Origin of the sequence: Methylobacter tundripaludum SV96 (assembly GCF_000190755.2) — a bacterium.
Classification (GTDB): Bacteria; Pseudomonadota; Gammaproteobacteria; order Methylococcales; family Methylomonadaceae; genus Methylobacter_A; species Methylobacter_A tundripaludum.
Map to the genome: position 1 here is coordinate 257,516 of NZ_JH109154.1, position 14,196 is coordinate 271,711.

Genomic DNA, 14,196 nt, shown 5'->3' on the forward strand with positions numbered 1-14,196 from the left:
AGTTAAAATAGCCCCAAGATTATTAAATCGGGGACCAAGGAAATTCAAGTTTAAAATCAGTTTCTTGTGTTGAACCATATATAATCATGCAGTGATCATTGCTTAAATATCAATGTGTACTACATTCCATTTAGTTATTTCAATATAAACCAACCACAAAAGAGAATACATGCTAGTTATCGCTGGATATTTGATCCTCTCTATATCAATCATGGGCGGATTTATCGGGGGCGGTGGACACCCCGGCGTTCTTTTTCAACCCTTTGAATTTGTTATTATCATTGGTGCCGCCGTGGGCGCTTTCGTCTGCGGAAACTCCATGTCCGTTATAAAAGCCGCTATCAGTCAGGCCACGGCCACGTTAAAAGGCACCAAGTACAATAAAGAATATTATCTTGAGCTGCTGCTGTGTTTTTATGCAATTACCACTAAAACGCGCAAGGAGGGCTTATTGTCGCTGGAAAGCATTATCGACGACCCGAAAAGCAGCCCGGTCTTTACCCCCAGAATTCTCGGCGATCACCATTTATTGGAATTTATTTGCGACAACCTGCGTTTGATCGTTACCGGGGTTGAGGTCTATGCGCTGGAAGAACTGATGGACCAGGAACTCGAAACCCATCATGAAGAAGCTCATGCACCCGTCAAAGCCATCCAGAATCTCGCTGACGGTTTACCGGCCTTTGGGATTGTCGCGGCGGTAATGGGCGTCGTACATACCATGGAGTCAGTCGGTATTCCTCCCTCAGAGCTGGGCAAATTGATTGCGGCGGCCCTGGTAGGAACATTTCTGGGTATTTTACTGGCCTATGGTTTTATCGGCCCCGTCGGAGCCGTAATGTCAGAACGCTTTGAAGCGTCAGGCAACGTCTATAAATGCGCCCAAAAAGGCTTGTTGTGTTGCGCCAAAGGCGTATCACCGGCCATGACTGCTGAATATATGCGCACCATGATTGCGTCTTCCATGCGTCCAGGCTTTCTGGAACTGGAAGAACAGCTGAGAGCTAATAAAGGTTAATTTAAACAATGGCTGACCAACAACCCATCATCGTAAAAAAAGTAAAAAAAGGCGGCCATGCTCATCATGGAGGCGCCTGGAAACTGGCTTACGCCGATTTCGTTACCGCCATGATGGCTTTTTTCTTACTGATGTGGCTATTAGGAACAACCAGCGAACCGGAACGCAAAGGCATTGCCGAATACTTTCAAGATCCTTTTAAGGCATCCACGGAAGAACGAGGATTGGATGTCGGCGATCGAACCAGCATTATTCAAGCGGGCGGTTCGGATATTACTTCACAAGACCAGGGCCAGGTCGACAAAGGCAAGACGGCTGAAGAAGTAGAGATTACGCCCGAGGAAATTGAACACAAGGCCGAAGAACTTGAGAAAGAAAAACTCGAAAATTTAAAGCAAAAAATCCAGTATAAAATAGATTCAACCCCCGAATTAAACGAGTTCAAAGAACAAATCAAACTGGAAATAACATCCGAAGGCTTGAGAATTTTAATTGTCGATGCCCAGAACAGGCCTATGTATAAACTGGCCAGCGCGGAAACCGAGCCGCAAATCAAATTGATTTTGAGGGCACTGGCGCCGGTTATTAACGAATTGCCCAATAAAGTCAGCCTCAATGGCCATACCGATGCGCGACCTTTTCCGCCCAATCAAAAAAAATATACCAATTGGGAACTCTCCAGTGACCGAGCCAATGCCGCTCGATACGAACTGAATCAAGCCGGCCTTGCCGAAGAAAAAATCCTACGCGTTATCGGATTATCGTCCAGCGTTCCCTACAGTGCCACCGCCGAACCACTGGATCCGATTAACAGGCGAATTTCGATTATCGTGATGAACAAAAAAACCGAGCAAGAAATTCTGCAAAACGTGGGAGAAGAACCTGTTACGGAGGCTGCACCGCCACCCAAGGAATAAAATCCTGTGCTTTATGAATTTTAGTCCGCTGACTTCCCCGATGGGTTGGATGGCATAACCTCAACGTCCGGCAAATTGTCAAAGACCTGCTCTACCGTCTTGTTCCAAGTCAATGCATTCACCACCAAAGGTAGCGGTTCAGCCCATATTTCCGGAAAGTCTCTTTCCAAAGCATCAACAATCGCTGAAAATCTTGGAAGCGGAGCACCGCGTAGCGAAGATTTTTAGTCCGCAGAAGCGATAGCGCATGTGTTTTCACGAAGCGCTTTTTGCGTAGTGAAAATGCAGGCTTTCCGACATCGCGTCGAGTCATTGCGAGAATGATGTTGGATACCCCTTGCTGGGTATCCAACGAATGAAGCAGGACGGCTGGGGCCGCCGGAGGCATTGGCTGCCGCGTAATTTTTGCCGCTTGCTTGGGCTGGGATGCCCAAAACAAGCTTTCGCAAAAATAGCGGCACTTTCATTGAAAAGCCAGCTTTTCTATAGGTGGGCTAAACTCGGCAACCACACCCGGCTTATTGCCTCGGGCGTCAATGCGATACCAGCCATGTTGCTTAAGATAAACCGCATTCAATCCATGAAGGCAGTATGGAGGGCCATCGGTTTCAACCGTCAATCGTTGGTAGCAAAGCCCGGCCGGAAGGGCATTGGCTCTTAATAGCGCGGCCAACAAATGGCTCTTGGCATAACAGTAACCTGTGCCGTGAATTAATACCTCGGAGGCTTTACAGGTGACAGGATTCATCCGGTAGTCCCAGCTGTGTTTAATCGAATCGCGGACGAATTCAAAACAACGCTTCGCTATAGCGTCATCGGAAAGACCGCTCTCAGCAAGCTCCGCAGCTTTTGCAAGCACCAAAGGATGGTTCCAATCGATATACTCGCTACTGTCGAGATAGTGTTTCATGCCCGCTTTCATTTCCGCCCAGGCTGCCATTCAGGATATGCGGGAACACCTTCATATTCGAGCCACGGAACATCGTGCGACGTCCAGATGTGCATTTGAGGAGTAATCATCGGGTCTTCATCCAGCGTTGCCACCCGGACAATAACATGGGGCTGGCTCACCCGCTCAGCCACCAGATGGGAACCGCACACCGAACAGAAATAGCGGCGTTTTCCTGGCGAAGACTCGAAAGATGAAAGTGTTTCTTCACCTTTCAACCAGCGAAAATGCTCACGCATTACACCGGCGGTTGTAGCGAACGGAGCCGCATGCGCTTTTTGGCAAGTCCGGCAATGGCAGTGAGCGACAGGCATGTCGATACTGTCGATTTCATACTCAATTTCCCCGCATAAACAACTGCCTTTCATTTTGTTTCCTTGCTACAGAATGATTTATCCTATCGTCCTTCTTGAGATAAATGTTTGTTGATTACGGAAGGCAGGTTCTTAGGCGATTTAATGCGCAGCTGTTTATTGACATTGAACCTGCCAAACACAACTTCAATATCCTTGGGTGTCACGCCAAATTCTTTTGCCAGGAACCGGACCATATGATCGGTTGCCCTGCCCGCCACGGGCGCGGCAGTGACGCTAACTTTGAGTTGATTGCCCTTAACCTTGCCGATAGCATCCTGTTTTGCGCTGGGTTGGCCGAGAATATTAAGCACTAACGTTTCGCCATCCCAAGCACAGCAAGAATTAATCGCCAATCCTTTGCTTTTCATAAATTCATTTAGTTGATTGTTTTAATTAATCCAAGGGCTATTATCGCGCAGAATCCTGGTTAGCATCAGGGTTGGATATAATCGTGAAAGTGCCGCTATTTTTGCGAAAGCTTGTTTTGGGCATCCCAGCCCAAGCAAGCGGCAAAAATTACGCGGCAGCCAATGCCTCCGGCGGCCCCAGCCGTCCTGCTTCATTCGTTGGATACCCAGCAAGGGGTATCCAACATCATTCTCGCAATGACTCGACGCGATGTCGGAAAGCCTGCATTTTCACTACGCAAAAAGCGCTTCGTGAAAACACATGCGCTATCGCTTCTGCGGACTAAAAATCTTCGCTACGCGGTGCTCCGCTTCCAAGATTTTCAGCGCAGGAAATAGTCCGATGCGGCCAAGATGAGTAAAACCAAAACCGTCTGAATACTTGAGCCCATAACCGAGCGCACGGTCAAAACCAATATGAGCGCACCAGATAAGGCCGATATCAAGGATAGTTGGAGCCGGAAAAATAACTCCAGCCGCAAGGCAAGCAACCGCCCCACTATATGAATGCGCTAAATTGTAGCTAATGGCGCCGATCTTGGGTCCGGCAAGGTAACCGAAAAGAGAAATATCCGGCGTAAGAAAGAACAGTGCGAACGTACCCCAGCCAAGGCCGAATTTGGCGTAGGCGACGGAAGCCGCAATAAGTACACATAAGCCCTCAAGCCGAAGCACGACACGCACAGCACCAGTAGTTTCACCAGACATACGATCTCCTTAATTCATTGTGTAATTGAGTATAGATAGGCTCGGGCATTTCAAACCCCGTCCCGCTTAGAGGAATTAATTGCCAATCCTTTGTTTTTCATAAATTCTTGTAGTTGATCCTAGAGCCGGACGGGGCATATTGCCCCGTTCGAAATGTTTTGCTTTGGCTAAGATTCGGGCTTCGCAAAACGTTAGGAGCGGGGTTGCAAACTCCGTCACGCTTGGGTGTCGTTCATTTAAATGGCTGCAGATCAATCCAACTATTCCAATTTATGTGACCGTCGTCGAACTCGACCGCCTTCAATATGACTAACGCAACAAGTTGCGAAATATTAGATAAGTAGTCAAACAGCCTGAGCTCAACCTCTGCCCCGTTAACATTAATGGTGGCTGTAAACTCACCGTTGTGAAAAAGTGCATTCCGAAGATGGGTGTATGTGGACACCGCCCTCTGGAGATCACGCGGTCTTTCAATCTGAACATCAAACCCATAGCCTGTGAGGAGCTTACAAATTGGTTCTGAAGAATTCCGATTGGAACGGTCATTGACAATACAGCGGGCATAGGACTCCAAACCTGAATAAAGGAGAAAGTACTCGACTTCGACAAACGACTTTCTCTGACGAAACGTTTCAACGTACTTGAAGAACAAAATCTTAAACTGTGCATCTTCATATAACTGTTGATTCTGGAGCCGATCAAAGGCCTTCGAAATAAACAAACTACGGGAAGTGTGAAAAAAGGTATCCTCCCCGATGATGGCACATCCACCACCACTACTTCTTCGGTGAGTCATGATGCTTGGTGAAAACTGGGTAAAAGGATCATCGTTTGTCTGTTCTACTGGTGAAGTGATCAGCACATCTAAGCGCTCAACAAATGACAGTATTGCTTCGAGGTTGAAAAGAAGATCATCAGACATCGATACTCCTTTTATTATGGCCGTAAGTTGATAGCTGTCAAGATCCATCGTCCATCGCTTTGCCTGTTGGTAGGAGCTAGTCCTCGGTTCGATCCTTAGACCAGATAAATCGATTGGGCGAGTAATCTGGTAACCGTAAATGCCACAAACGATGCTCATAGGTAAACTCCTATATTAAATACATACAACATAGCCCGGTAGGCCGGAATAAGCCGGTTCGAGCGACAGCGAGAATTGGCGTTTCCGGCAAACACCTCCCGAATCCGCCGGAAACGCCACCTCGCGCTACGCGCTTGGATGGCCTTATTCCGGCCTACGCCTATTTACACCCAACGGTTATCACGGGTTTCCCGCATCAGGTATATAGCAAACAAACTAATCGCCGCAGCCAATGAGACATAGCCGCCGACCCAGGCCAAGCCTCCCTCGGTGACCAAACGTTGCGCAATATAAGGCGCGAACGAAGCGCCTAGTATGCCGCCTAAGTTGTAAGCGGTTCCCGCACCGGTATAGCGTACCTTGGAGGGGAACAGCTCCGGCAGCAAGGCGCCCATCGGAGCAAAGGTGGCTCCCATCAGAAATAGCTCCAATGACAAGAAAGCGGTAATCATCAACGGCGAGCCGCTTTCCAGCATCGGCTTTAACAGAAAACCCGACAAGAATGCGGCACTTCCGGCGATCAGCAAAACGGGCCGCCGTCCGAAACGGTCACCTGCCCAGGCCGATAGCGGCGTGGCGGCAGCCATAAAGAGTACGGCCACACACAGCATGCCGAGAAATTGCTGACGCGGAATTTGCAGCGTGGTGGTGCCGTAGCTCAGCGAAAACACCGTTGAAATATAAAACAACGCATAGCACACCACCATCGCCATCGCTCCCAGCGCCAGCGGGGCAGCATGGAATTTAAGTATTTCTTTGAGCGGCAAACCGACTTGCTGGTGCTGTTGTAACACTTTGGCGAATACCGGGGTTTCGGCCAAGGCCAGCCGTACATATAAACCGATCATGACCAGCACCGAACTGGCAAGAAAAGGGAGCCGCCAGCCCCAGTCTTTAAACTCTTGTTCGCTCAAAAAATGAGCCAACAGCAAAAAACTGCCTGTCGCCAACAGAAATCCCACCGGCGGTCCCAACTGGGGGAACATACCGTACCAGCCACGCTTTCCGGCAGGCGCGTTCTCGGTCGCCAGCAGCGCCGCGCCGCCCCATTCTCCGCCCAAGCCTATGCCCTGGCCGAAACGCAACAGGCACAACAACGCCGGAGCCCATGCGCCGATAGCGTCATAGCCCGGCAACAAGCCGATCAATGTGGTGGAAACGCCCATCACCAGCAGCGACGCGACTAAGGTTGTTTTGCGCCCGATGCGGTCGCCGAAATGCCCGAACAGCGTCGCGCCCAAAGGCCGGGTAAGGAACGCAACGGCAAAAGTAAGAAAAGCGCTAAGGGCTTGCGTTGTCGGGTTGCCGCCGGGGAAAAATACCGGGCCGATAACCAAGGCCGCCGCCATGCCGTAGATATAAAAATCGTAGAACTCGATAGCGGTGCCAATGAAGCTGGCTAAGGCGATGCGGGTAACAGAGGGGGCGGTGGTTTTGGTCATAGGTCTGGTGCTTCGTTAAGTCAGGCGATGTGCATTGATTGGACTTTAGTCGTTATGCCGCACGGTTATGAATTGCGCTTTTTTAGAAAACCCTAACCCGCAGCTATCCTTAATCAACGCACAGGCATCTAAACAGATCATCATCCCGGAATGCTGGCATCTACGACATGGATGCTGGAGGTAGAGCACCAAAAGTAGGCGCTTTAGGCGACGCAGGAGCAGTTGCCGAGAAGCCATGGAGGCAACGCTCTAGGTCTTGCTAACCGTTTATAGACCGCATAAAACTACTTATTGATCTGATTTTTTACATCCCTGTGATCTGGATCCCGGCACAAATCTGTCTGGAACAGATTTGCATTTACCCGAAGGGCGTCATGCAGGATAGCCTGACGTGAGTCCCTGCCGGGATGACGGCTTAACTCAATAACCACGCACTACAACAGGATAGCAAGATTGCTCGGGCATCCGAAAAGGCGCGCACGGCGCGCCCTACTGCCATTAGTCCAACTTAATCCAATCTTCCAACGCTTCGATAATAGCTTTCGCCTGATCTTTACTGGAAATATTGAACTTTGACTTTTGCTTGTATTCGCCGTTTTGCTTCTGGTAACGGCGAATGGTGTATTTATCGGGACCGTATTCTTCTTTAGCCCGATTCCAGTCCTGATAACGGTACATCACCGTAGCCCATGCACCTTTGGTCAGTACTTTTTTATCCAGTTCCTTGACTGTTTCGATACCGCCATCTTCGTATGTTACGGTCAATTCATCTACAGTTTCAGCCATGTTATCTCCAGGTAATTTATGCAACAGCCGTTCAAGCGAACGGATGTTCCAGGATAATTGTTTCGTCTCTATCGGGACCGGTTGACAGAATAGCAATCTTAACGCCGACCAGCTCTTCAATTCTCTTGATGTAGGCTTTGGCGTTGTCCGGCAGTGCGTTGTAATCAGTTACACCGGCAGTCGTTCCCGTCCAGCCCGGCATGTCTTCAATGATCGCGTGACATTCTTCATACTGATCGGCACCTAAAGGCGCTGTTTCGGTAATGACGCCGTTAAGTCTATAAGCGGTACAAATACCGACCTTTTCCAGACCGTCAAGCACATCCAGTTTGGTTAAACAAATGCCGCTCAGGCTGTTCATTTTTGCGGATTTGCGCATGGAGACCGCGTCAAACCAGCCGGTGCGACGTTTGCGCCCAGTGGTAGCGCCAAACTCATGCCCTACCGTACCCAAGTGATCACCATTTGCATCATGCAATTCGGTTGGGAAAGGACCGTTACCTACGCGTGTCGAATAGGCTTTGGTGATACCCAGCACGTAGTCAAGATCAAGCGGCCCGATGCCGGTGCCGGTAGCCGCGCCGCCAGCGGTAGTGCTCGACGAAGTCACATAAGGAAAAGTGCCGTGATCTATATCCAGCAATGCGCCTTGAGCGCCTTCAAACAACAGGTTTTTGCCTTGATCCTGGTATTTGTATAAAACCTCGCTGACATCCGTCAACATCGGCTTGATTTGCTCGCCCAGTTTTAGCGCTTCTTCAAGACCCGTTTGATAATCAATGGGATCAGTGTGGTAGTAATTGGTTAGCATAAAGTTGTGGTATTCGACCAGTTCCCTAAACCTTTCGGCGAAAACCACAAGATTTAGAAAATCTCCGGCCCGCAGGCCTCGTCTAGCCGCCTTGTCTTCATACGCAGGCCCTATGCCGCGACCTGTTGTACCAATCGCTTTGCTGCCGCGAGCTATTTCACGCGCCTTGTCAATGGCGACATGAACCGGCAATATCAGTGTGCAAGCTTCGCTGATCAGCAATCTATTTCTAACCGGAATACCGGCTTTTTCGAGCAATTCAATTTCTTCCAGCAGGGCATCGGGCGATAAAACCACGCCATTGCCGATCATGCATTGCACATTTTCCCGAAGGATGCCGGAGGGAATAAGATGCAAAACCGTCTTTTCTCCCTGTATAACCAGCGTGTGCCCTGCGTTATGACCGCCCTGAAAGCGGATCACAGCTTCCGCCTGCTCCGTTAACAGATCAACCAGTTTACCTTTTCCTTCGTCACCCCATTGGGTACCGATGACTACGACATTTTTTCCCATAATTATTCCAAGCTTGCTAAGGGTCTAACGACCCAGTTTTGATGATCTTGTTCCAGGACGGCGGTACACTTAAGTTCCTGTGCAGTCCCGGTTTGCCCCGGCAGTTGTTGAACGACCGCCAGTCCTTCGGCGCGTAAATCCCTGATTTTTTCATGTAGCGCTGTATCGTCACCATACGGCGCGAAAATCAAGGCTTGCTGTTGTTTTTTGTAGGATGCTTTGCCTAATGCCGACAATACTTTCAAGTCGGCACTAAAGCCGGTCGCAGCACGCGCACGGCCGAAAATTGCGCCGATATTGTCATAGCGACCGCCTCTGGCAATCTCCCGGCCTACCGACGGCACGAAAGCGGCAAAAACCACGCCGGTGTGATAATGGTAACCGCGCAATTCAGCCAGATCGAAACTGATCGGTAACGATGGAAAACTGATCGCCAATTTATCCGCAATAGCTTCCAAATCCGCTAAAGCCTCTTTGACTTCACCATTAGCCGTCGCTAAAACGGCACGGGCTTTAGCTATTGTTTCCTTGCCGCCATTCAATTGCGGCAGTTTCAGGAACATAGTCTTTAATTCATCGTTGATGCTGTAACCGGCCATCAATTCCTGAAGCTCGGGTCTGGCCTTACGCTGCAACACGTCAAACAACTCGGCTTCCTGCGCGTCATCCAAGCCTGCCTGTTTTGACAGCGCCCGATAGATGCCGACATGGCCCAAATCAAGATGGACATTTTGCAAGCCGCTCATCGCCAGCATTTCCAGCATCAAGCGGATGACTTCTACATCGCTTTCCTTACCGGCGTGCCCATAAAGCTCAGCGCCTATTTGCATCGGGCTTCTGGTTTTTTCGAGCGGATCGCCTTTAGTATGCAAAATAGTTCCCGTATAGCAAAGACGGGTCGGCCACTCAGCATTAAGATTATGCGCATCAATTCTGGCGACCTGCGGAGTCATATCCGCCCTCACCCCAAGCATTTCGCCGCTGATCTGATCGGTCAGTTTGAAGGTTTGTAATTCCAGGTCGTGTCCTGAACCGGTCAACAAGGAATCCAGGTAATCTATAAAGGGGGGAATAACTAATTCATAGCCCCAGCAAGCAAATGTGTCCAGTATCTTACGGCGCAAGCTTTCAAGATGCTTAGCCTCTTCCGGCAAAATCTCTTCTATGCCGTCGGGCAAAAGCCAAGAGTCTTTTTGTTGCATGTTTTGTATGTCCCACTCAAACAAAACGCCCCGCATGCGGAGCGTTGGTTACTGGTTCCCAAGCTAAAACCCGGGAATCGTGTTTTTAACTACTTCTGCTGTTTAAAGTATCTAAAGAAGTCAGAATCAGGATCAAGCACCATCATGCTTGAACTGGTAAAGGTCTTCTTATAGGCATTCAAACTACGATAGAAGGTGAAAAATTCAGTATCGGCGCCATAGGCTTTGGCGTAGATTTCAGCGGACTTGGCATCACCCTCGCCACGAAGCATTTCTGAATCCCGGAACGCGTTCGCCATAGTAACAACCCGTTGCCTATCGGCATCGGCACGAATTCTTTCTGCTGCTTCCGAGCCTTGTGAACGGAATTCACGGGCAACCCGCTCACGCTCCGCTTCCATTCTGCGAAACACGGAACTACTAACTTCATCCGGCAAATCAATGCGCATCACCTGAACATCAATAATTTCCATGCCCAAGTCAGCTGCAAGCGGTTTAGCGTTTTTAATCAGTATTTCACGAATAGCCTGCCGATCCGTCGAGACCAATTGCTGGATATTACGCTTACCGAATTCGCCCCGGAAAGCGTCTTTAATGATTTGATCCAGACGTAAATTAGCCTGATCTACATCACCGGCAACAACGGTATAAAACGTGGTTACATCGCCGATACGCCATTTAACGAAAGAATCAACAATAACGTTTTTCTTTTCAGCGGTTAAAAAGCGTTCCGGTTTGGCTTCCATCGTTTGAATTCGTTTATCAAACTTTTTTACGTTGTTGATAAACGGCAATTTAAAATGCAGCCCAGGTTCGTAATCATTCTTTACGATCTCACCTAAACGAAACTTAATAGCTTTTTCTGTTTCACTGACGGTAAATATGCACATCATGCTGATAAACAACAATGCAGCCAGACTTACCAATATTTTATTCTGTGTCATTAGCGTCCCCTTGCGTCACGGCCGCGCGTTGAAGTTCGCACAGCGGGTTGTGCCGCTTCAACCGCTGTTTGAGCAGGTTGTTCCGCTGTGCTTTGAGGAACATTGGGTTGTTGAATTGAAGGCTGATGCTGGATCATTTTATCTAATGGCAGGTAAAGCATATTATTGCTGCCTTTAACATCAACCATCACGGTATTGGTTTCAGCCAATACCGATTCCATGGATTCGATATAAAGACGCTTTCTGGTCACATCCGGCGCTTTGGTATATTCCGTAAGCAATTTGGAAAACCGGTTTGATTCACCTTCTGCCTGAGCAATAACCTGTTCTTTATAGCCCTCGGCTTCTTGTATTTTTCTTGCCGCAGCGCCTCGTGCTTTCGGCACAACGTCATTGGAATAGGCTTCAGCCTCGTTAATCAAGCGTTGCTGATCTTCACGCGCCTTGATGGCGTCTTCAAATGCGTTTTGTACCTGCTCGGGCGGCTGTGCATCCTGAAGGTTGACGCTGGTAACCTGGATGCCGGACTTATAGTTATCCATAACATCCTGAATCTCTTTCTTGATCTGGGCCACGATTTCGCTACGACCCTCGGTTAAAACAAAGTCCATTTTGCTGCTGCCTACCACTCCACGTTGCGCACTTTCGGTGACCTGCTTCAAGGTGGCCGCAGGATTCACTACATTGAAGACAAAATCCTTTGCGTCTTTAACTTGATACTGAACCGCCAAACGCACGTCGACAATATTTTCATCTTTGGTCAGCATTAACGCTTCTTTCGGTACCGAGCCAAGGGCCTGATCACTGCCGCCGCTACGATAGCCCACTTCGATATATCGTTGTTGTTTTACGTCAACAATATTGACTCGCTCGATAGGCGCCGGAAAATGCCAGTTCAAACCCGATTGGGTCGTCGCAACATACTTGCCGAATCGGGTTTCAACGCCATGAGTACCTTCATCGACAATATAAAAGCCGCTTAATCCCCATAACGCTAATGCGCCGACTACGACAAAACCAAGGCTTTTCAGTGGAGGAATACCGGAAGAGCTGCCATCGCCTTCTTTGCCGCCGCCAAAAAAACCACTTAACTTTTCTTGCAATGACCGTATTGCTTCATCCAGGTCAGGTGGACCTTTTTGGTCGCCACGACCACTCCAAGGGTCTTTCTTATCGCCGCCAGGCTCATTCCAGGACATAACTTTGCTCCATATAGGTTACTTAAACTTACCGATTCATGTTCGACATTCTATCGTAAATATCGGCGAAAGGCGAAAGGTACAAGGCGAAAGGCTAAAAACCGACTACTTTCGCATTGTGTCTTTTACCTTTTACCTTTTTTAAAGCATTTCTTCAATTTCGACCGATTTCAGTAAACCCAAATACTTTGTATCGATTTCAATGGCTAATTCACAGCCGCCAAAATCATCGGTTTTCTCACTAATTATTCTGGCGCATGCAAATAATTTCGCTCTTATATCGCCTTGATCAGGCTGCAAATAACACGTTCTTTTAACCTTTGTATTTGAAAATATTTCGGCCAACGCCTGATAAAGTAAATCGACACCGGCCCCGGTTTCGGCGGACAACCACACCCGAACCGGATTACCGACATCATCCCGTTCAATTCTCGGCTGGATGTCGGTCAATAAATCTATTTTATTGAAAACTTCAAGTTGCCTGACTTCATTGGCCTTAATATCTTCAAGCACCTGATTGACCTGGTAAATCGTCTCAGCCCTGTCATCACTGCTAGCATCAATCACATGCAACAATAAATCCGCTTCACTGGCTTCCTGCAACGTGGATTTAAACGCCGCCACCAACTCATGCGGTAAATGTCGTATAAAGCCCACCGTGTCGGCCAAAACAATCTCGCTGCTATTGGGTAGCTTGCAGTTGCGCAAGGTCGGATCCAGGGTGGCAAACAATTGATCCGCCACGTAAATATCGGCACCCGTCAGCTTATTAAACAAGGTTGATTTACCCGCATTGGTGTACCCCACCAAAGAAACCGATGGGACTTCGGCTTTTTTTCTTTTGCTGCGTCCCTGATGTCTTTGTTTGTCGACTTTATCCAAACGCTGTTGAATCTGTTTAATGCGTAAACCCAATAATCGCCGGTCGGTTTCCAATTGAGTTTCACCCGGACCGCGAAGCCCGATGCCGCCTTTTTGGCGCTCCAAATGCGTCCAACCGCGAACAAGCCGGGTCGACAAATGCTGCAATTGCGCCAACTCAACCTGTAGTTTGCCTTCAAAGGTTTGCGCACGCTGGGCAAAAATATCAAGAATCAGCCCATTTCTATCGACCACCCGGACGCCCAAAAATCCCTCAAGATTTCTTTCCTGACTGGGTGAAAGCGGGTGATTAAATAGAACAATGTCAGCTTCATAGGTTTCGATAATAGCTTTAAGCTCTTCAAGCTTACCTTTGCCGACAAAATATTTTGGATCAGGTTTTTTGCGACTGCCTGTTACCACATAGACAGGATCGGTTCCTGCTGACTTAGCCAACTCTTTTAATTCTAGAAGATCTTCATGCATGGAACGGAGTGTCAGATGAACAAGGACTGCTCGCTCACCTGATTCGGGACGATCAAACAACTAAATACCCCACAGACGTGATTATAAAAAAACTTTTACTTTCCGTGCGCATGCAACTGCCCGGCAGATTTATCGACGGCAAAGGTCGCTCATACAAAGGGTTAATCATTCGTCACTGGAATCAGTGTCATGCGACAGTTTTACAGCTTTACTCGGCACGATGGTCGATATGGCGTGTTTGTAAACCATCTGGCTTGACGTGTTTTTTAGCATAACCACGTACTGATCAAATGAGTCTACCTTACCCTGTAACTTTATCCCGTTAACAAGGAAAATAGAAACAGGTGTATGCTCTTTTCTAAGGGCATTTAAAAAATTATCCTGTAAATTTTGACCTTTTGACATCCGATTTCTCCTTATTATTTTAAAACTAATGATTAAGATAACTGCAATTACAAATCAATACAAATCAATACGCCGGTTTCAGAATATTTTTTAGCTAAAACTGTGCATATT

The 14,196-nt window shown here is 48.3% G+C and carries 15 protein-coding genes; 2 read left to right on the forward strand and 13 right to left on the reverse strand.

Features of this window, described 5'->3' with window-relative positions:
- Positions 1 to 169 precede the first annotated feature (169 nt).
- Positions 170 to 1,018 carry a flagellar motor stator protein MotA gene (motA, locus tag METTU_RS20930; RefSeq protein WP_006894054.1) on the forward strand — a complete coding sequence of 283 codons (849 nt, stop codon included), beginning with the start codon at positions 170 to 172 and terminating at the stop codon, positions 1,016 to 1,018.
- A gap of 8 nt (positions 1,019 to 1,026) precedes the next feature.
- Positions 1,027 to 1,935, forward strand: a complete 909-nt coding sequence (motB, locus tag METTU_RS20935; RefSeq protein WP_006894055.1) for a flagellar motor protein MotB — start codon at positions 1,027 to 1,029, stop codon at positions 1,933 to 1,935.
- Between the two features lie 463 nt (positions 1,936 to 2,398).
- Here the strand turns inward: motB and METTU_RS20945 are convergent, their stop codons facing one another.
- The 13 genes from METTU_RS20945 to hfq form a co-directional block, all read right to left on the reverse strand.
- A complete protein-coding gene (locus METTU_RS20945; RefSeq protein WP_006894056.1) occupies positions 2,399 to 2,845 on the reverse strand; it encodes a transglutaminase-like domain-containing protein in 447 nt (148 codons plus the stop codon).
- Between the two features lie 8 nt (positions 2,846 to 2,853).
- Entirely contained in the window at positions 2,854 to 3,252 is a 399-nt protein-coding gene (locus tag METTU_RS20950) for a GFA family protein (RefSeq protein WP_006894057.1), read from the reverse strand.
- A 29-nt stretch (positions 3,253 to 3,281) separates the two neighbouring features.
- Positions 3,282 to 3,608, reverse strand: a complete 327-nt coding sequence (locus tag METTU_RS20955) for a DUF167 domain-containing protein (RefSeq protein WP_006894058.1) — start codon at positions 3,606 to 3,608, stop codon at positions 3,282 to 3,284.
- Between the two features lie 306 nt (positions 3,609 to 3,914).
- Positions 3,915 to 4,355, reverse strand: coding sequence for a DUF4260 domain-containing protein (locus tag METTU_RS20960; protein WP_006894059.1), 441 nt, complete (start codon positions 4,353 to 4,355; stop codon positions 3,915 to 3,917).
- Positions 4,356 to 4,587: 232 nt separating this feature from the next.
- The gene (locus METTU_RS20965) at positions 4,588 to 5,277 is read right to left on the reverse strand and encodes a hypothetical protein (protein ID WP_150107941.1); all 690 of its coding nucleotides are present in this window, start codon (positions 5,275 to 5,277) and stop codon (positions 4,588 to 4,590) included.
- 323 nt (positions 5,278 to 5,600) lie between these two features.
- Positions 5,601 to 6,878, reverse strand: a complete 1,278-nt coding sequence (locus METTU_RS20970) for an MFS transporter (protein ID WP_006894061.1) — start codon at positions 6,876 to 6,878, stop codon at positions 5,601 to 5,603.
- Positions 6,879 to 7,376: 498 nt separating this feature from the next.
- The gene (locus tag METTU_RS20975) at positions 7,377 to 7,664 is read right to left on the reverse strand and encodes a hypothetical protein (protein WP_006894063.1); all 288 of its coding nucleotides are present in this window, start codon (positions 7,662 to 7,664) and stop codon (positions 7,377 to 7,379) included.
- Between the two features lie 31 nt (positions 7,665 to 7,695).
- Positions 7,696 to 8,988, reverse strand: coding sequence for an adenylosuccinate synthase (locus tag METTU_RS20980; RefSeq protein ID WP_006894064.1), 1,293 nt, complete (start codon positions 8,986 to 8,988; stop codon positions 7,696 to 7,698).
- A 2-nt stretch (positions 8,989 to 8,990) separates the two neighbouring features.
- The gene (locus tag METTU_RS20985; protein ID WP_027150069.1) at positions 8,991 to 10,190 is read right to left on the reverse strand and encodes an ATP phosphoribosyltransferase regulatory subunit; all 1,200 of its coding nucleotides are present in this window, start codon (positions 10,188 to 10,190) and stop codon (positions 8,991 to 8,993) included.
- An 89-nt stretch (positions 10,191 to 10,279) separates the two neighbouring features.
- Complete coding sequence (gene hflC, locus METTU_RS20990; RefSeq protein ID WP_006894066.1) at positions 10,280 to 11,134, reverse strand: protease modulator HflC; 855 nt, start codon at positions 11,132 to 11,134, stop codon at positions 10,280 to 10,282.
- A complete protein-coding gene (gene hflK / locus METTU_RS20995; RefSeq protein ID WP_006894069.1) occupies positions 11,134 to 12,333 on the reverse strand; it encodes an FtsH protease activity modulator HflK in 1,200 nt (399 codons plus the stop codon). Before hflK ends, hflC begins: the two co-directional genes overlap by 1 nt.
- A 141-nt stretch (positions 12,334 to 12,474) precedes the next feature.
- Positions 12,475 to 13,740, reverse strand: coding sequence for a ribosome rescue GTPase HflX (gene hflX, locus METTU_RS21000; protein WP_006894070.1), 1,266 nt, complete (start codon positions 13,738 to 13,740; stop codon positions 12,475 to 12,477).
- A 105-nt stretch (positions 13,741 to 13,845) separates the two neighbouring features.
- Complete coding sequence (gene hfq / locus METTU_RS21005) at positions 13,846 to 14,085, reverse strand: RNA chaperone Hfq (protein ID WP_006894071.1); 240 nt, start codon at positions 14,083 to 14,085, stop codon at positions 13,846 to 13,848.
- Between the last annotated feature and the right edge of the window lie 111 nt (positions 14,086 to 14,196).